The following is an 18,855-nucleotide window of genomic DNA, read 5'->3' as shown; positions in this document are numbered from 1 at the left end:
TTTTTATTTGGTGTATTCGATTTTGCGGGAGAGGTGTGATTTAGAAGTTTCCGGAACGTCTCATCAAACCGTCACGGTTTTTGATGATGATTTCCTTACCATTCAAATCAATAAGACCCTCGTTTTTGAACTCAGTCAGATGACGGGACAACGATTCATTGATCGTGCTTGCCAGCTGAGCGAATTCATTGCGCGTCAACTTAAGGTTTAGCGAAATGCCATTCGGAGTTTGTGTACCGAAACGGTCTGCCAAAATCACCAATTGATAAGCAATACGTTCTTGAACTGAAGCCAGATAATGCAATTGGCTTGTTTGTTCGAACGATTCCAAATCATTCACGGATTGGTTCAACAAAAGTTTTACCATCGGTGAAGCCTGTGCCATCGCAACCTGAATCAACTCGCGTGGGTACAACCACAACACTGTTGATTTGACCGCTTTCGCATGACATTGAGTAACACTGCCTTTTACCAAAGCCTTATAACCAAAGTATTCACCTGGAGATACCAGCTTGGTTACGTATTCATTTGTCGTTGTACGTCCGCGTGCGTGAGAACGATTTACGACAACTTTCACACATCCTGATTGCACATAGTACAAACCTTTAGGAGTATCCCCTTCCTTAAAGATCATCTCCTCTTCTTTGAGGTGAATCACTTCGTATGGCACATTCGAAGTTGTTGGGATGTTCAAGTTCTGTTGGCCCATAAAACCTAGGGAGTTAACTCCGCCGTTGAGTATCGTTTGCGATTCCATGCTCTTAGTCCTCCGTGCTTTATCTAAGTTGTTGTTTGCTAACGTTTAGGCCATCCTAAACTGGTATAAAACAAGAGCCTAATTGAAATTAAGACATAACCGACTTGTAAGAGTTAACCATTATGCGGTTGAAATGATTTGCCTTGACTCACAATCTCCCGCCTCGTACTTTCACCCCGACAAAAAATCTTAAAAAATTTGTGAAATCAAACGCTTATTAAATGCGCAGTCGCATGAAATTTTGCCCGTGTGAAGGAATCATCAAATGACAAAAAAGTTTTTCGTTACACTGTTTCTTCTGTCAATCAGCACCTCTGCATTTGCAAATATCAAAGTCGGTCTAGTACTCGATAAGGGTGGAAAAGACGACAAATCCTTCAACTCCGCAGCCTACGCCGGAGCCACAAAAGCCGAAAAAGATCTTAAGATAGAATTGAAATACGTTGAGGCAACCGACACCAACGCAATCGAAAACCTTCATCGCAATTTTGCTCGCAAGAACTACGATCTGGTTATCGGTGTTGGCTTTGCACAGACTGACGCTGTTAAAAAAGTTGCAGCACAATTTCCAAAAGTTAAATTCGCGATCGTTGACGGCGAAGTAACGGCTGCGAACGTTCGTTCCTTGATGTTTGAAGAACACGAAGGATCTTTCCTGGTGGGTGCGTTGGCGGCCATGGCTTCCAAAACTGGTTCTGTTGGTTTTGTAGGTGGCATGGACATTCCTTTGATCCGCCGTTTTGCGATGGGTTATGCTGCAGGTGCAAAACACATCAATCCAAAAATTAAATTGTCTGAAAATTACGTGGGCGTGACAGGCGAAGCCTGGAATAATCCTGCCAAATCCAAAGAATTGGCCCTTGCACAGTATGGCAAAGGTGTTGATGTGATCTTTGTTGCCGCTGGCGCTTCCAACACGGGTGTTTTCGACGCAGCCGAAGAGAAGAAAAAGTTCGCCATCGGAGTTGATTCTAATCAGAACTGGATGAAACCTGGCACAATCTTGACTTCCATGTTGAAGGCCGTTGATGTAGCTGTATATGACACCATCAAGGAAACAAAGGATGGAAAGTTTAAAGGGGAAATTGCCCGCTTTGGACTGAAAAATGCCGGCGTGGACTACACGCTGGATAAGTACAACGAAAAGTTGATAACGCCGGAAATGAAAAAGAAAGTCGACGAAATCAAAAAGAAAATCATCGACGGCCAGATTCAAGTTCCAGATTATTATAAGAAGAAGTAAGAACCATGAATCAAGTCCCTGCTGTTGAATTCCGAGGTATCTCAAAAATTTTCGGTGATTGTGTCGCCAACGAAGATATCTCATTCAAAGTCACAGCAGGAACAATCCACGGTATCGTCGGCGAAAATGGTGCCGGCAAGTCCACCGCCATGAAGATTCTTTTTGGACTTTATACTCCCACTGATGGCGAGTTCCTGGTTCACGGCACCACTCAGTTTTTCTCCTCTTCAATTGATGCAATGAAAGCCAAGATCGGAATGGTGCACCAGCATTTCATGCTGGCGGAACCGTTGACCGCTTTGGACAATATTCTTTTGCAGCAAGATGGCGGTCCCTTTTCACTACTGCCACGGGCAGAACAACTACAAAAATTAAACGATGTGGCTGCACGCTACGGCTTCGATGTGGATTTGAAGGCCACTGTCGAGGACCTTTCTGTGGGGGCTCAACAGCGCGTGGAAATCCTAAAGATCCTGTCGCAGGATTCTGAGATTTTGATTCTGGATGAACCCACTGCTGTTTTGACTCCCCAGGAAGTTCAGGATTTCTTCAAAAACCTGCGACAGCTTAAAGCCGAGGGAAAAACAATCCTGATCATCACCCACAAACTGAAAGAAGTGATGGCGATCACTGATGAAGTAACTGTGTTCCGCGCAGGGAAAGTCATCGGTACACGCAAGACCGCGGAAACATCCATTCCCGACCTTGCAGAGATGATGGTTGGCAGACGCCTGCAGAATCCTGTCGAGCGCGGTACTCAGATCGATCCGAAACCAGTCATTGATATTAAAAATCTTTCAGCGCAACTGGGAAATCACAAAGTTGAAAACCTGAATCTGAATGTGCAGACCCGCGAAGTGGTCGGCATTGCCGGCGTTGAAGGAAACGGACAGGATATTTTGATCCGTGCCCTTTTGGATCCCCATGCGTTTTCCAAGAAACATTTTTCCGGAAGTATCAACATTCACGGCAAAATCGGCTCATTCCCTGAGGATCGACTGCGCTTTGGAGTCCTGCCCAACCGCCCGGCCTTTGAAAATTATCTTCTGGGACAGCAACGAACCACAAAATTCGCACGCGGAATTTTCCTTAAAATGAAAGACATCATTCAAGCCACTCGCAGTGCTATGGAACAATATGATGTTCGTCCCCGCAATGAGAACCTTGAGTTTTCCAGATTCTCGGGTGGGAACCAGCAAAAGCTGGTGGTCGCACGCGCTCTGCTTCAGCAGCCTCAAGCGGTGATCGCAGCGCAACCTACACGTGGTGTGGATATTGGCGCTATTGAATTTATTCATAATGAACTTCGGGCTGCTCGCGATGCGGGTGCCGGTGTTTTACTGATTTCCTCTGAGCTGGATGAGTTGATGGCACTTTCCGATCGTATTGTCGTATTATACAAAGGTCGCTTTGTCGCAGAATTCCTACGCAATGACTTTGATGAAATCAAAATCGGTGCAGCAATGGGAGGTGGCCATTGAAACGCATTCTTGGATTTCTAATTGGCCTGGTGGCAGCACTGCTGTTAACTCTGCTTGCCGGCGAAAATCCACTTAATATATCTTTGATTCTTTTAAAGAGCGCCTTTGGCTCTATGTATGACTTTGGCATGACCTTGTCCTACGCGACCCCGATGATTTTTTGCGGTCTTTCGGTGGCGATTGGCTTTCATGCGGGCATGTTCAATATCGGCGCTGAAGGTCAGTTGACGATGGCAGCAGTGACGGCTGCAGCGATTGGCGTATTCTTTCCCAATGTCCCTTTCCCACTCGCTCCCCTTGTTGCATTCCTGGGAGCCCTGGCCGTTGGCGCATTCTGGGGATGGATCGTTGGTATTCTTAAGGCTTTGCGTGGCAGTCACGAAGTTATCATCACTATTATGATGAACTTTATCGCTGCCGGACTCGCAAGCTGGTTTGCCTTGAAGGTCATTCCAAATCCAAACTCCCAGAATCCGGAAACGGCAATGGTGTCCCCGAACTACATGTTCAAAGACTATGACTTGGTGGCACGCCTCTTCCCGGATACCCCTGCAAATGCGTCCTTGGTAGTTGCGATTATTTTAGCGATCTTAATGTGGATATTCCTTTGGAAAACAACGTGGGGCTTTGAGTTGCGGGCTGTGGGCTCGAACCCCGAAGCGGCCCAACGCTCTGGCATTTCTGCTAAACGCATGCAGATTGTTGCGATGGCCTTGGCCGGTGCGTGCGCAGGATTTGTTGCTTTGTCTGAAGTGATCGGCAGTGCCGGTCAGTATCGCGTGGGCTTTTCTCCTGATTACGGTTTCATTGGTATTGCTGTGGCCTTGCTTGCGGCGAACAATCCCATTGGCGTGATCGCGGCGGGATTTTTAATGGGAGCTCTTCACAAAGGGGCTTCGGATCTGGATCTTGAAACCTCCACGATCACCCGCGATTTTTCGCGCATCATTCAAGCGTTTATCATTTTGGGTGTGGCAGCCAGTGCTTACTGGGAATACCGCGTTCGCAGACAAAGGAAGAAGGACTAATGGAATACTTTTTCATGATCTTCGCGTTGCTGTTGGCAACTCTTCGTCTGGCGACTCCGCTGATTTTCGCATCCATGGGCGGCATGATGAGCGAACGCTCTGGAGTGATTAACGTCGCTCTGGAAAGTTTCATGCTGGTTGGTGCATTCACAGGATCTGTGGTCGCAACCTCCAGTTCTTCTGCGTGGCTTGGCTGGGGTGCTGCTTTAGTTGCTGGTCTTATTATCGGCGCCCTTTACGCACTTTTCGTGATTGAATTGAATGCCGATCAAATTGTTACAGGGATGGCATTCAATCTGTTGGTGATGGGAGTGATTCCCTTTGCAACCAAGATTCTTTTTGATTCCACAGGTTCAACTCCGCCTTTACCGGTGGATGATCGCTTTAACTATGAACCGTTACTATTGGCATTCCTACTGGTTGCGGGATTGACCTTCTGGCTTAAGAAAACGCGCTCTGGCTTGTGGTTGCTTTTTGCTGGCGAAAATCCTGAAGCCTTAATGGCGGCAGGGGTCAGTGTTCGTAAAGTTCGTTGGGCCGCTGTTGCACTGAGTGGTGCATTCGCCGCGTGGGGCGGAGCGAGCTTGTCGCTGTTCCTTGCGTCTGCTTACTCCCCGATGATGTCAGGTGGTCGTGGTTTCATGGCGCTGGCAGCGTTGATATTCGGAAAATGGAAACCATTGCCAGCATTCTTTGCCTGTCTATTGTTTGCATTTGCCGACGCCATTCAGATTCGCCTGCAAGGTGTGCAAATCGGCGGCGTTGCGGTTCCAGTTCAATTCATTCAAATTTTACCCTACATCGTTACCATCGTTGCTCTTGCGGGATTCATGGGCGCCAGCCGCTCCCCGAAGGCATTGGGTCGCGAACTGTAATAAGGAGACGATATGTTAAAACTTGTGTTGCCATTGTTGTTGGTTTCCTCCACGGCATTTGCCTGGGGTGGTCGTGGTCACGATGCCGTCTGCCGTGCCGCTGTTTTTCTGGTTAAAGAAGAAGGCTTGAAAGAGTACTTGCGCAACAAGCCCCAAATGATGGGTCATCTTTGCAATATTCCGGATTTTTATTGGAAGAGCCTTGGCGGTGACGCCGCAAAACACGGTAATGCCGCGCACTTTATCGATATCGAAGTCATTGGCCTGAAGGTCGCTGACATTCCTGCTGACTATAAGAAGATCGTCACTGACTATACTGGCAAAGAAAACAAATTCAAAAACGACGGTTCGACTATCAAGGACATTCCCACAGAATTTGGATCCGCTTGGTGGAGAGCCGAACAGTTTGTAAATCGCATCGCCGCTTTGAACAAAGACTTTGCCGCTGCAAAACCTCCGACGAACTTCAAAGAAGAACAAGACGAAAACCTTCCATACAACAAGCTGGCTTACCAAATGGTTGTCGACATGGGATTGATGGGTCACTTCGTGGGCGACATCTCTCAACCATTTCATACGACTGCTGACTACGATGGCTGGGCTGCAGGTCATGGTGGCATTCATTCTTACTTCGAGGATTCCGTTGTTGGTGAATTCGATGGCGACCTTGATTGGTTGGTATTGAAAGAGGCCCGCACAATGAAAAACCCATCATTCCTGAAACCTGCTACTGTTGTGGAAAAGATGAAGGCATTGTCCATCATTTCAAATACAGAGATTCCAAAAATTCTGAAAATGGATCCCGTGACGAAGCCTTCTGTTCTTAAGAAAGAACACGGTATGGAAATCAAAACACGTGCAGAAAGAAAACCTGCAAGTGTGGCTTTCAAAAAAATGAAACCTGTTATTGTGACTGATATGGCTCGTGGAGCTTTATTGCTGGCGAATCTTTGGGATGAAGCTTATACCAAAGCAGGACGTCCTAAGATTGGGGCTTATAAGTCGTACAAGTATCCGTTCACTGTCGAATTTGTAATGCCCGATTACTATATGATACCGACAGAAGCTAAAATCAAAGAAAAATAGGAACTAATCAAAGGCCACGGAATCCGTGGCCTTTTCAGTTATCAAATTTTAAACAAGGCTTAACAGCTTTTTAATAAGAAAATTCTCATTTTTTCCCAGTGGAAAGTCTCATCAAGTTTTCAAAGGCCGCGCCGAAATGTTTGCCACCTGAAAGAGGTTTACATGAAAAAGCGAAGCTTGAACTTTAAGATGATATTCGTGATGGGGCTACTGATGGTCTCGTCAGCGGCAATCGCAACCATTGGACTTATAAACCTCGGAAAAATGAACGAAACCATGGAAATGGTTGTTCGCGAAAAAAGTGCCCGAGTTTCTCTCGTTAAAGACATTCGCTCCCTTTTCTACATTCAATTGATCAATGAAAAGAACTACATACTTTCCGACGACGAACACGGTCGCACGAATGTCGAAAAGCTGATGGGCGAGCGCCACAATCAAATCGAAGAAAAGATGAAGGACCTTCATGCTATCTCCACCCCCACAGGGCAAGAAGAACTCAAGTCTTTCAAAAACATCTACGACACTTGGTGGGCAAACGTTGAAACCATCCGAAACCATATTCAGAATGGCAAGGCAGAACACGCCGAGAAATTAAGCCTGACTGAAAACAAAGCCCTGCGCCATTCGGGCGAAAAAATCATCGATTCCACAGTGGATCGCAATGAAAAAAACATGAAGTTGGAAGTCGATAAAATGGAAGAACACTATCAAGAAGCCAAGACCGTGATGATTCTGGTCAGCCTGATTTCCATCCTTTTAGGTGCGGCAATCGGTGGATTCGTTTTAAGAAATCTTAGTAAATCCATTAATGAAGTGATTGGTAACTTGTCGGCTTCCTCAAAAGAAGTTTCTGGGGCTTCAACTGAGATCGCAACCGCGGCCTCAGCGTTATCACAATCCACAACTGAACAGGCTGCCTCCCTGGAGGAATCTGTCGCCACGATTGAAGAACTGACTTCTATGATCAAACTGAATGCAGAGAACGCCAGTTCTGCGGCGAAACTATCCTCTGATACAAGTGATCTTGCAAAACGTGGTGAATCCGAGATGAAAGCACTATCCAAATCCATGACGGATATCGCTGCGGATTCCAGGAAAATATCTGACATTATTGACGTGATTGACGATATTGCCTTTCAAACGAATCTATTGGCTCTTAACGCCGCTGTTGAAGCGGCCCGTGCGGGCGAGCAAGGCAAAGGCTTTGCGGTCGTTGCAGAGGCTGTACGCGCGCTTTCCCAGCGCAGTGCCTCGGCCGCAAAAGATATCGGCGATCTTATTCGTTCGAGCGTTCACCGCATTGAAGATGGCAACACTCAGGCGCAACGAAGTGGAGAAGTGCTGGAGCAAATCCTGACTTCAGTAAAAAAGGTTTCCGATTTCAATCAAGAGATCGCTTCTGCAAGCGCTGAGCAATCAAATGGCGTTGCGCAGATTTCAAAAGCCTTGAATCAATTGGATCAAACAACGCAAATCAATGCGGCTTCCTCTGAAGAAGCGGCGGCATCGTCTGAAGAACTGGCAGCTCAGGCAGAATGTTTGGCTCAAGTGATTCAAACGTTGGTAAGTGCGATTAAAGGAGCATCAGGCACTACTTCTCACGATTATTCAGAGACAATTCCATTTAGAAAAACGTCGACTGAAAAAACAAGCATGGCAGCTTGAGTAATTCTATAAAGAGCCGCAAAAAATCGCGGCTCTTTCACTCATTTTTCTTCAATAGCGCGGTCTTAAAAATGCAAAAGCGAGAATGGCCTTCGCCAGTCTCGCTTTTGGTGGATCTCCTGTCCGAAACAACAGGAGGTATCCGATGCGTAAACACAGTTATTTACGTTTTCGGCGTATTTTAAAGATTACTAAAAGTACCCCATCAGTTTTGAATTTAGGCAGTCAAAATAGCCATTTAGCTTTATCTCAAATTGATACAAGTCCGTTTTAACGAGAGCCCATAAACGGCTCCTGTCTATGTTTTGAAAGCTCAAACTCATTCTATTTCTCCCCGCGCGGGCATAGCTCTCGCAATTAAAACAGTGGGTTTATACACCTAAAGGGAGAATTTATGAAAAAGAGAGTAATGCTAGTAATGGCTGTGATCATGGTTTTGGGTTCTGTTAAGGCAATGGCGATTTCTGAAGACGAAATGGCTATGGAGACGAAGCATCTGCAAACTGAGTTTTCAGATGAGGAAATTGTTAGCCCGGTACGCGTGAGCTCTGAAGATGCTATGGACGAGAACGCTATCACTAAGACTTTGGCTGCTGAAGAAGACATGATTCGTGTGAAGTCTTTGGAGCAAATTCGTGAAAAGATCATGCGCCTTAAAGAGCAAGGATCTGAGCTTGATGAAGTTCGAGTTGGAAAAGAAGTTGTTAGCCGTGGCCACGCTGTTTTTGCAGCTGAGGCAGATTTGGCAGCTTTAACCAAAAGATTTAATAAGAAGTCAGCTGATGAAGTTTCTCGTATTTTGGATGCAAGCCTATCAGCAAAATAGTGCTTTGCATTTCAGTTGCTCAATTTCTACATCCGCTACGGATGTGGAAATTGCATCTGCGAAAGGTATGACAGCGTGCTTTAAACGCAAAAAAGCCCAGGTTGCCCTGGGCTTTTTTTATGATCTCAGCTTGTGAGAATCAAATTACTTAGCCATGTCGCCAGTGTATTTGAAACCAACTACGATCATATCCTTAGTCATATCTTTAAGTGCAGCATTACCGAAGTCTTTGTCTTTGATAGACGTATAAGCTACGTGGTAACGGAATGCTTCGTCTGCCTTAGGTACGAATTCAACACCAGCTGCAAAAGCCGTGCGTTTGAATTGATCATCAGCATCGTCAGATTTGTTCTCAGACATTTCATACTTAAGAACTGGAACCCAACCATTGATGTTGTAACGAGCTTCAACAATTGTTGAAGTAGTTTTCAACTCATCAACCGCACCACCAGTTTGCTTATTTTTATTATCGAAGTACTCAAGATCGATAGTCAAATCAGTCATTGGATTCACGCGAAGAGATGCTGCCAACCAAGTAAGCTCTTGACCAGTCATTGCACCACCTAGTGGAGCTACGTCAGCTGTACCAGCTGTGTAGTTCACGTTAAGAATCAACATTTTTTCCATGAATGATCCTAGGTAGTTCAAACCATACGTATGACCACGATCAGACGCTCTAACGTTAGCTGTACCATTTAGTGCATCGTAATCTGTCCAAGAACCAGAATTAACTTGGTTTGTGATTTGCGCTTCGAACTTATGATTTTCAGTCAGGCTGTATGCCGCAGAGATACCAGAAGAGTTCTCTGGATTCGCTACAAGAGCACCAGTTTGAGCAAACACAGGATCAACACCAGCACCAGTAGCCAAGAACGAGCCACCAACACCACGGTTCGCCATAGATACTAGGTAAGTGTCACCATGTAGAGATTTTTGGTATTCGAAACCACCAGTGTTTGCCTCAAGCTTACCAGCTTTAAACATCCATTGACCCATTGCTTTACCAGCCCAAAGGTGGTCAACAAATTTATCAACGGTCATAGTTTTAGAAAGATCAGACGTACCAGTGTATGGGCTTGTAGCAAACTCTGGAGTAAATGAACGTAGGTTCCAAGCAGACTCAACAACTGCATCACCAACATTACCGTTCAAGTATAGACGTGCCACAGATGGAGCAAACATTGACGTACCGCCAGTAGTTTGGCCAGCAGCATTGTCGTAGTCTGGAGTGTTAACGTAATCGGAACGTACTTCCAATTTTACGCCTGCGAATGCGGAGCTAGCTGCAAGAGTAGCTGCGATCACTAAAAGTTTTTTCATAGATGCATCCTTTCGTTTCGTTGCAAATTTGAACTTTCAATTCGTTTAAAAGTTTTATCTTTATACAAAAAGGCTAAATAGGACCTTCGGCAAGATCAACAACAAAAATGCCGGGAAACATCTAAAGACGGAAAAAAGTGGAGCATTTACTTCTCTTCCTTTGAAGAAAACTTCAAAGGAAAAATTTTATGTTTCTTTAATATAAAGGGCAGATAAAGATGGGACGAACATTCAAGGAAACCCGCGACAGCAGCGAATTTTGTGCAGACATTTTGAATGTGATATTTTCCTCATTCTCTCTCTGAAAATGCACTTTTCCACAAAGAAATTTAGATGTCCTTAGGCTCAGTAGTACATTCGTTGACGCGATAGCGAATTTTATGTCGGTTAACTGGATCATGGTCCTGATTGATTTTCATTTTACACTACAAACCTAGACCATAGTCCTATGATGCAGCTGTAAAATGACAAACCAACAGTTAACAAATCAAATAATCAAAATGCGTTTATACAAGGAGACTAACTAATGCGATTCCTAACCGCGGCTGTAATAACACTGCTCACCTCTTCATCTGTACTTGCAGCTGACATTGGTGGAATCACCGTTAATGGTGAGATTGCTTTCGACTACACGACAAACTCCACCGGTGGAAATCCCACAGTAGTCCCTGGTGGCACCGAGATTCCATTCTCCGGAGCAGCTCAAGACAATACTTATAGAGTGAATACAACCCAGATCCTGGCTAAGAAAGAAACTGAAAAGGTATCCGTACTGGCCCGCTTGGTTTTCAACCCTATCAGCTATGAATCTGCTCCAGCCACTACAAGCAAAAACAACTTCGGAGTGTTGGATCAGATCGAAGTCTATTATAAACCGCTTCCAAATCTATATATTGGTGCTGGTCGCTTCATGACTACGATGGGTTATGAGTCTGTGCTTAGATCCGAAAATATCTTTTATGGATACTCCATCGGCTTTCAAGGCATCACTCCAGGATACGGCGAAGGTTTGCGCGCGAAATATATAGTAAACGATCTATTCACGACGACACTTTCCACCTACAATCAGTCTAATTACAATGTTTATGGTGATGATTATACGCCGACCAAAACAACTGAATTGTCAGTGAACGGTACAATGGGTGATCTGCAGTGGTTCGCTGCTTACTATTTCGGTAAAGACGCAGGCAACAGTGCAGCGGACCGAGTTCAGAATGCTGCCGGCAACGTTTGGGCTTCTTACAGATTCTCTGAAAACCTGATGGCCGCGATCACTTATGACTCAAAATCTTACTCGACAGATTTGGGCACAAGTGGCTGGAGTGATTCAACAATTGGTCTTATCAGCTACAAACTTTGGAACAATACACTGTCTGCACGTTATGAAATGATTCGTGGGGCCGCGCACATGTCTGAAGGTGGTTTGGCTGTTTATAACGGCGCTGACAAAGTGCACTCCCTGACTTTGGCTGACAAAATCAATCTGAACGAAAACTTAAATGCCTATGTTGAGTTCCGCGCAGATGAAGCGGACGAACAAGCGTTCAAGGATTCCGACAACGCCCCGACAAAATATGCCCACATGTTAACTTTGGGAGTTCTTGCCAGCTTCTAATTCAAAAAGGGACCTTCGGGTCCCTTTTTTTTCGACATCGTGTTCAAGTGTGCTACCATGGTCCTTAGTTAAAGGAAGCAACCTTGAGCACGCAAAAAAAGAAAATCCTTACCGGCACAATCAAAAGACATCCAGATGGCTTCGGCTTCTTTATCCCTGAGGATAAAGAGCATCCAGATGTGTATATCCCCCGCAATTCCATGGAAGGCGTGATGACCAATGACAAAGTCACGGTCGAAGTCTATCCGGAAAAAGGTGGCGAAAGATTTCGCGGAGAAGTCATTCGCGTCGTCCAACGTGGAACTAAAACTTTCGTTGGCCGCTTTTACCGCCTGAATGACCGACTGGGTATGCTGCGTGACGAAGGCAAAGGTTGGGGCCAGGATTTAAAAATCAAAATTGAAGACTCGATGAACGCCAAAGACAAGGAACTTGTCGCGGCCGAAGTCATCAGCTACCCGGAAGATGGCAAGTCCTTCACGGGCAAAGTCACTTCTGTAATTGGTAATGCTTTAGATCCTCTGACAGATATCAAACGTGTGATCCTGTCTTCAGGTATTCCCCAGGATTTTTCTGCAGACACCTTAGAACAAGCCAAACACTATAAAGAAATTCCTGACGAAAAAGATTATAAAGCCCGTAAAGACCTGCGCGAGATGTCCTTAATCACCATCGATGGAGCAACAGCGAAAGACTTCGATGATGCCGTCTATGTCGAAACCAATCCCGAAGGATTCCTGTTGTACGTGGCTATTGCCGATGTCAGCCACTACGTGCAAGTAGGTTCACCTATTGATCGCGATGCTTACGAACGCGGAACTTCTGTTTACTTCCCAAATTTCGTTGTGCCGATGTTGCCTGAAGTTCTTAGTAACGGACTGTGCTCTTTGAATCCACACGTTCCCCGCCTGTGCATGGTTGCAGAAATGCAGTTTGATTTCACTGGCGAGATGACCCGCTCTGATTTCTACGAAGCCGTGATGGAATCAAAAGCACGCGTCACATACGGTGAAGCCCAGGAAGTCATTGACGGCAATGGCGCTGAAAAATTCGACCATGTTAAAGATGGCATCCTAAGACTTGCTGATCTGGCTAAAATTCTGATGGCAAAACGCTTCAAAGAAGGTTCATTGGATCTGGAAATTCCAGAAACAGAACTGGTGATTGACGGAGCCGGGGTTCCTATCGACATTCAAAGATCCGAACGTCTTTTTGCCCACAGACTTATCGAGGAAATGATGCTTGCTGCGAACGTAGCCGTGGCAAAATTCCTGCATGGCAAAAATGTACCAGCACTTTATCGTATCCATGAGCCACCAAACGAAATGGCCATCCGTACTCTTGAAAAATACATGGCAACCTTTGGTGGAAAAACAAAACTTGGCCAGGGTAAATTGCAAAAACGTCTGACGAAAGCTTTAGAAGAGTTTGAAAACCGTCCTGAAGCGCAAATTTTAAATATTCTGACGTTAAGATCCATGAGTCAGGCCAAATACAGCCCCAACAACGTGGGACATTTCGGTTTGGGCTTTGAATACTATGCGCACTTCACCTCCCCGATCCGTCGCTATCCAGACTTGATCATCCATCGCCTGCTTAAAACACAGGTTGTTAAATCCAGTCAGTACCGTCTGATGAGTGAAGATGATCTTGCCAGCGCAGGAACCATCCTTTCCGCTGCCGAACAACGTTCCACTAAAGCAGAACGTCAGGTTCAATCCATCAAAAAAGCCCGCTTCATGGAGAAATACCTGGGTCAGGAATTTGATGGCATGATCAGTTCTGTCGCCAAGTTCGGAATATTCGTTTTGCTTCGCGAGTATGACATCGATGGCCTGGTTCGTCTTGATGACCTGGGCAACGACAAATGGGAATTCGATGAAGAGAACCTTCGCTTGATCGCGAAACGCTCTGGCATGAGTTACAACATTGGCGACAGTATCCGTATTCAGGTTGCCGCGGCAGATCCAGAATTGGGTCAAATTAACTTTGTTAAAGCCGGCATGGAAATCAAAGATGAAATGGATGAGGAGTTTGACGACGAAACTGGTGAGGGAAAATCCCAGGCTTCGCGTACCGCAGAGAAATACCTGAATCGTCTGCGCAAAAAAGAACAACCGAACGAGTGGCAGGGTGAAGAACGTCGCCGTGGCAATGATCGACGTCAGAACGACCGTCGCTCCAGCCCTAACCAAAAATCCTACAGCCTGAAGGACGACCGTCAGGGACGCAAAGATCAGAAGAATCGACGACAGGAAGACCGTGGATCCAAACCTTCGCAACGTGAAGATAAGAATCCTAATCAGAAATCCAGATTTTTCGGTGACAAACGTTCGGATTCCCAAGGCCAGGAAGAAAAACTGCAGAAAGCCCAAAAAGCATTCCAGTTCCGACCTGGTGGTGAAGATCGCAGCGACGACCGCAAAAAAGGACCTGATGAAAGTTTGCTTCGAATGATTCTGGGGCCTACAGAATTCCGCAAGTCCCAAGGACAGGATTCTGAAGATAAACCAAAGCTTAGCAAGAAATTGCAAGCTGCTGAGCAAAGCAAACTTCGTGACAATGATGACTACTCGGAGAAGAACAGTGACAGCCTTAAAGACCGGAAGCCAAATCGGAAAGACGCTAAAAAACGCGGCGAGACTTCGAACGATCGTGGGGGTGTTCGCAAGACACGGGTTTCACAAGGTCGCGGAAAAGGTAAAACTCGGTAAGTTTGTCATTGAACGCCTGAATGCATCCACCGACATTGAGTCTTACTCAATGCCGGAACGGATGCGCATGAGCTTTGAGGAGCTTGGACCAACCTTTGTTAAACTGGGTCAGCTTCTTGCTACCCGCCCCGACTTGGTTCCCGAAGCTTACACAAATGAATTCGAAAAACTTCACGACCGCGTTCAACCTTTAAGCTTTGATATTATCGAAGGTGTACTACAGGACGAATTTGGCGAACTACTGTATAAAACTTTTGCCAGCATCAATCCTGAACCCCTGGGCTCTGCCAGCATCGCGCAGGTTCATCGCGCCCGCCTGGTTACGGGTGAAGATGTTGTCATCAAGGTTCAAAGACCTGGTATCATTCAAACCATTAATGACGACTTAAATGTTCTGTATCTTCTTTCTGAACTGCTGGATACCTATGTGCCTGAAAGCCGGCCCTTCAATCCGCAGGCCATTGTACAGGAATACTTTAAGACTCTGGAACTTGAAACCGACTTTATTGTGGAAGCAAACAACATTCGTCGTTTTCAGGAAAATTTTAAAAACGATCCGACGATTAAGATTCCCAAAGTATACCTGGATCTTTCCACAGAGCGCGTTTTGATCATGGAAGCGCTGCCCGGACTTCCCGTAAGTGCAGAAGCCACCATCCGCGAAGGCGTGGACACCCACGAAGTCATTAAAAAGGCTTTAGGGGCTTATCTGCAAATGGTGTTCACCGATGGACTTTTCCACGGTGACTTGCATGCAGGGAATTTCTTTATCCTGAATGACAACAACATCGGACTTATTGATTTCGGTGTTGTGGGCCGTCTGAACAAACGTACACAAACTGCGATTGCCAACATGCTTTTGGCCCTCTCCACAGAAGATTACGAGCGTCTGGCATTTGAGTACGTGGATCTGGCGCCATTCTCGGACCAGGTAAACGTGGATCTATTCGCCAAGGAATTGCGCGAGCTGATCGCACCTTACTACGGGTTAACGCTTAAAAACGTAAACCTGGGTAAACTTCTTTTAAGATCCTCAGGAATTGCGGCTCGCCATCACATTAAAGTTCCCGTGGAACTTATGATGTTCTTTAAATCCATCGTGTCCATCGAAGGCATTGGAAGAAAGCTACATAAGGACTTCGACTTCCTTCAGTATTCTTTATCCTTTGCCGGTGAACTTGCAAAATCACAGTTGGGTCCAGCCCGCGTGATGGATGAAATGTCCCAGATCGCTCGGGAATCCCGAAGCTTTTTGAATGCCCTGCCTCGCCAGCTAAACTTCTATTTCCGAAAGATCAACAGCCCCGATCATTCCTTCCGTCTAAAAGTAGCCGAGTTAACGGACCTGAAGAAGTCTGTAGAGTCCTCCTTCAATCTTTTATTTTTGGGCATTATTATTTCGTCACTGATTCTAAGTTCTGCGTATATCTCTGTGCATCCCACTGAAAACCATATCGCTGGCATCCCTACGATGAGCTTTATAGGTTTTGGGCTGGCGATTGGCACAAGCTTCGTCGCATTTATTAACTACATCAAGAAACCATAGGGACAAAGATGCAGCAACTTTACTATGAAATGAGTATTCTGGCTAAAGCGGTAAACTTTAAAAATCTTTCCGCAGCTGCATTGCACGTCGGATTAAGTCAGCCTCAACTTTCCCGCATTATCGCCAAGATCGAAGATGAATTGAAAATAGTCCTTTTGGATCGTTCTGCAAAACGCAAATCCGGATGGACAACGGTCGCTTTTCAACTGTCGGAAATTTTTGAAAAGTCCATTCGCCGTCTGGAAACCGAGCTGCAGGGAATCAGCAACAATCAAATGGTGGGTGAATTGCACATTGGAACTCTGGAAGGTCTTTCCGATTTCGCGATGAATACCTGCCGTCAGTGCTTTGAACAGGTGGGCGTTAAAAAAATCACTTTGGACATCTTTGATCTTAACGAGCTTGAAGCAAACTTCCTCTCCGGGAATCTGGATTTGATTTTCACCTCCAAATCTCCGGGCCGCCAAAAATTCAAGTACCTTACTGAGCTGGGATTTCAAAAGCTGGAGTTGATTGAATCCAATAGCTCGTATGCTGTTCTTAGCAGCTTTGAATACGGTCGCGCGAACAAGAAAGAGCTGGAAAGCTTCCCCCACATCTTTGTTTCAAACTCACTGTCAGTGCGTAGGTCATGGCTGACAGACACCGGAGGTACCGGCCATCTGCCGACTGAAGCCAAAAGAGGCCGTGCAAAAGATGCAGAGCCTGTTTTGATGATCGGATCGGAACTACTGAATCCGGTCCTTTGGGAAAACATCACTGAAGCCATCAGCGAATAAAAAAAGAGGATCTAAAAGATCCTCTTTTTTATTTCAAACTTTGGTTTTTCTTAGTGTGGAGTTGGCGGCTCGATCACTTCACCACCGTTTTCAGAGATGTAAAGATGATCAAGACCCACAGTCACACCAAGGCCTTTATCAAGTTTGATGGACATGTTCATAGCCAATTGTGGCCAGCCGACTTTCACTGCACGGAATGAACCCGCACCGATGATAACAGCCGCATCGCCGTTAACTGCCAGGTATTTACCAAGCATCACATCTGGATCAGAGTTGAACAGACTGATTTCGCCACCTACACCGTGGAATTTCAACCAGCCAAGACCCACTTGAGGTCCGATGCATTTTGCACCCATAGTGATTTTCACAGGGCGGCTCCATTTAGTTCCGTTGAAGCTTGTACATTTCATTGTACCGTACGCAGTTGTTTTGAATTTACCTGCAATAATCTTAATACCTTTGGAAACGCCCTTGAAATGCAAACCGCACACCCACGTGCGACCACCTTGCATAGACATGTCACCATTCATGGTCGACACATCAGTAGTTTCCGCGTTGGCCCAAACGCCAGCCAAACCCACAGCCATAATAACGAGCAGCTTCTTCATGAATCTCTCCTTTTGTTCCGTAATTGGAAGTCTTTTTTTGGTATCTCCTATTCGGAACTAGATGGGATGAGGACGCAAGTCGATGAACGTCCCGTGGATGAAAGACATGAAAAAGGCGGCATTTCTGCCGCCTTTCAATGTTGCTTAAAACTAGACTGATACTTATCGTTGAGCAGCCACAAACTTGTTAATGACATCTGCCACTTCCGCCGACTCATTAATTACACGCTGACTGATTGCCACGTTCTCAATGAAATACCCAAAGGCCCTGATATTTTGGGTATGCCCCAGAATCGGCGTGACGTTTTGCATGTTATACTTGGGATTTTGATAAGCCGCAGACTGGAAAAGGTCTGTAAAGTTAATGTCAGAACGCTTACGCAAAGCCCACTCGCGTGCGGGCTGCGCCACATGGCAACTTACACAATCCATGTTTTCGGCATGAAAGTTTTTTGGATTTTCAATTCGATAAGCCGCAAGCACCTCTTTGCGAATCAGCTCTTCGCTGCCTGTCTGAAGATTGGCCGAGTTCACTACGATCTTATTCATTGAATCATCACCCGCTGGTGCTGGCGAAATCATACCCTGATCGAAGTGATCTGCAGGGACCGCGCGATTGATAAAAGCCTGAGCCATACGGTCCGTGCGATGAATACGGAACATTTGCAGCTTCCCGTTCTTAACATCGAAGCCCCCGAAGGCCCACATATCGCCCGCTCCACGCAAGACCATCGCTGTTACACGGCTGATATTCTTAAACCCAGCATAGCGCAGGATAATGTTATTAAAATCAGTGATTGAAGCTGCGTTGTCATCTGCATGAGCCCACACCGGATGAACCTGCAACGGCAGTCCTGTCGTGTTCACCTGATACTTATATTTCCAATTTTGCAGATCATTTAACAATGCGATGAACTCTTCATCAGTAAGAACATAAAAAGAGTGCAATGCCGCATCGACTGTTTGCGCTTTAAAACGTCCCTCTTCCAAAGGCTGCCACACCAGGCGCAGCTGACGCTGGCAACTCATCGGTGTCGGCAATGGAAAACACGGATCAATACGCATCGCCACCACACGCAGGGCTTCATTTGTCTGATCCGGTGTCATAACCGGTGAAAGCGGTGGAATCGTATCCATAAAACGCGCCGGCAAAATCGGACCACCCACGCCCACGGATTTAATACTTAAAAGTTGGTCTTGCCCCACTTTACGCGGCAGTGGGAACAGATAAGAAACATCGTTCAAATCCCAAGCCCCAAAGGCTGAAAAAGAAATCAGGCAGCTAAGCAAAAATGGCAGCATCTTGTTCATG

The 18,855-nt window shown here is 45.9% G+C and carries 15 protein-coding genes; 11 read left to right on the top strand and 4 right to left on the bottom strand.

The window, feature by feature from the left end; genetic code table 11:
* Positions 1–40: 40 nt before the first annotated feature.
* Positions 41–757 (bottom strand): Crp/Fnr family transcriptional regulator, encoded by a 717-nt coding sequence (locus tag ACLVWU_RS01925; RefSeq protein WP_413576792.1) that lies wholly within the window; start codon positions 755–757, stop codon positions 41–43.
* A 265-nt stretch (positions 758–1,022) separates the two neighbouring features.
* Here ACLVWU_RS01925 and ACLVWU_RS01920 point away from each other — a divergent pair, with 265 nt between their 5' ends.
* From ACLVWU_RS01920 to ACLVWU_RS01890, 7 genes are all read left to right on the top strand, one after another.
* Complete coding sequence (locus ACLVWU_RS01920) at positions 1,023–2,000, top strand: BMP family lipoprotein (protein ID WP_413576791.1); 978 nt, start codon at positions 1,023–1,025, stop codon at positions 1,998–2,000.
* Between the two features lie 5 nt (positions 2,001–2,005).
* Positions 2,006–3,481: an ABC transporter ATP-binding protein gene (locus ACLVWU_RS01915; protein ID WP_413576790.1), complete on the top strand. Its 1,476-nt coding sequence runs from the start codon at positions 2,006–2,008 to the stop codon at positions 3,479–3,481.
* Complete coding sequence (locus ACLVWU_RS01910; RefSeq protein ID WP_413576789.1) at positions 3,478–4,509, top strand: ABC transporter permease; 1,032 nt, start codon at positions 3,478–3,480, stop codon at positions 4,507–4,509. The genes ACLVWU_RS01915 and ACLVWU_RS01910 overlap by 4 nt, the downstream gene beginning before the upstream one ends.
* Positions 4,509–5,384 carry an ABC transporter permease gene (locus ACLVWU_RS01905; protein WP_413576786.1) on the top strand — a complete coding sequence of 292 codons (876 nt, stop codon included), beginning with the start codon at positions 4,509–4,511 and terminating at the stop codon, positions 5,382–5,384. The genes ACLVWU_RS01910 and ACLVWU_RS01905 overlap by 1 nt, the downstream gene beginning before the upstream one ends.
* Positions 5,385–5,396: 12 nt before the next feature.
* Entirely contained in the window at positions 5,397–6,470 is a 1,074-nt protein-coding gene (locus tag ACLVWU_RS01900; protein ID WP_413576784.1) for a hypothetical protein, read from the top strand.
* A gap of 162 nt (positions 6,471–6,632) precedes the next feature.
* Positions 6,633–8,135, top strand: a complete 1,503-nt coding sequence (locus tag ACLVWU_RS01895; RefSeq protein WP_413576781.1) for a methyl-accepting chemotaxis protein — start codon at positions 6,633–6,635, stop codon at positions 8,133–8,135.
* 394 nt (positions 8,136–8,529) lie between these two features.
* Entirely contained in the window at positions 8,530–8,961 is a 432-nt protein-coding gene (locus tag ACLVWU_RS01890; protein ID WP_413576779.1) for a hypothetical protein, read from the top strand.
* Between the two features lie 144 nt (positions 8,962–9,105).
* On the opposite strand, the gene ACLVWU_RS01885 is transcribed toward ACLVWU_RS01890, so the two are convergent.
* On the bottom strand, positions 9,106–10,281 hold the full coding sequence (locus ACLVWU_RS01885; protein ID WP_413576778.1) for a hypothetical protein: 1,176 nt from the start codon (positions 10,279–10,281) through the stop codon (positions 9,106–9,108).
* A gap of 526 nt (positions 10,282–10,807) precedes the next feature.
* On the opposite strand from ACLVWU_RS01885, the gene ACLVWU_RS01880 reads away from it, so the two are divergent.
* From ACLVWU_RS01880 to ACLVWU_RS01865, 4 genes are all read left to right on the top strand, one after another.
* The gene (locus tag ACLVWU_RS01880) at positions 10,808–11,896 is read left to right on the top strand and encodes an outer membrane beta-barrel protein (protein WP_413576777.1); all 1,089 of its coding nucleotides are present in this window, start codon (positions 10,808–10,810) and stop codon (positions 11,894–11,896) included.
* Positions 11,897–11,979: 83 nt separating this feature from the next.
* The gene (gene rnr / locus ACLVWU_RS01875) at positions 11,980–14,610 is read left to right on the top strand and encodes a ribonuclease R (RefSeq protein WP_413576776.1); all 2,631 of its coding nucleotides are present in this window, start codon (positions 11,980–11,982) and stop codon (positions 14,608–14,610) included.
* Positions 14,558–16,156 (top strand): ABC1 kinase family protein, encoded by a 1,599-nt coding sequence (locus ACLVWU_RS01870; RefSeq protein ID WP_413576775.1) that lies wholly within the window; start codon positions 14,558–14,560, stop codon positions 16,154–16,156. Before rnr ends, ACLVWU_RS01870 begins: the two co-directional genes overlap by 53 nt.
* 8 nt (positions 16,157–16,164) lie before the next feature.
* The gene (locus ACLVWU_RS01865) at positions 16,165–16,935 is read left to right on the top strand and encodes a LysR family transcriptional regulator (RefSeq protein ID WP_413576774.1); all 771 of its coding nucleotides are present in this window, start codon (positions 16,165–16,167) and stop codon (positions 16,933–16,935) included.
* Positions 16,936–16,985: 50 nt separating this feature from the next.
* On the opposite strand, the gene ACLVWU_RS01860 is transcribed toward ACLVWU_RS01865, so the two are convergent.
* Both ACLVWU_RS01860 and ACLVWU_RS01855 read right to left on the bottom strand, forming a co-directional pair.
* Complete coding sequence (locus ACLVWU_RS01860) at positions 16,986–17,543, bottom strand: hypothetical protein (RefSeq protein ID WP_413576773.1); 558 nt, start codon at positions 17,541–17,543, stop codon at positions 16,986–16,988.
* Positions 17,544–17,705: 162 nt separating this feature from the next.
* Positions 17,706–18,854 carry a hypothetical protein gene (locus ACLVWU_RS01855; protein ID WP_413576772.1) on the bottom strand — a complete coding sequence of 383 codons (1,149 nt, stop codon included), beginning with the start codon at positions 18,852–18,854 and terminating at the stop codon, positions 17,706–17,708.
* Position 18,855 lies beyond the last annotated feature (1 nt).

It is taken from the genome of Bdellovibrio sp. HCB290 (assembly GCF_047305925.1).
Taxonomy (GTDB): domain Bacteria; phylum Bdellovibrionota; class Bdellovibrionia; order Bdellovibrionales; family Bdellovibrionaceae; genus Bdellovibrio.
This window is presented reverse-complemented; position numbering and strand designations above follow the sequence as displayed.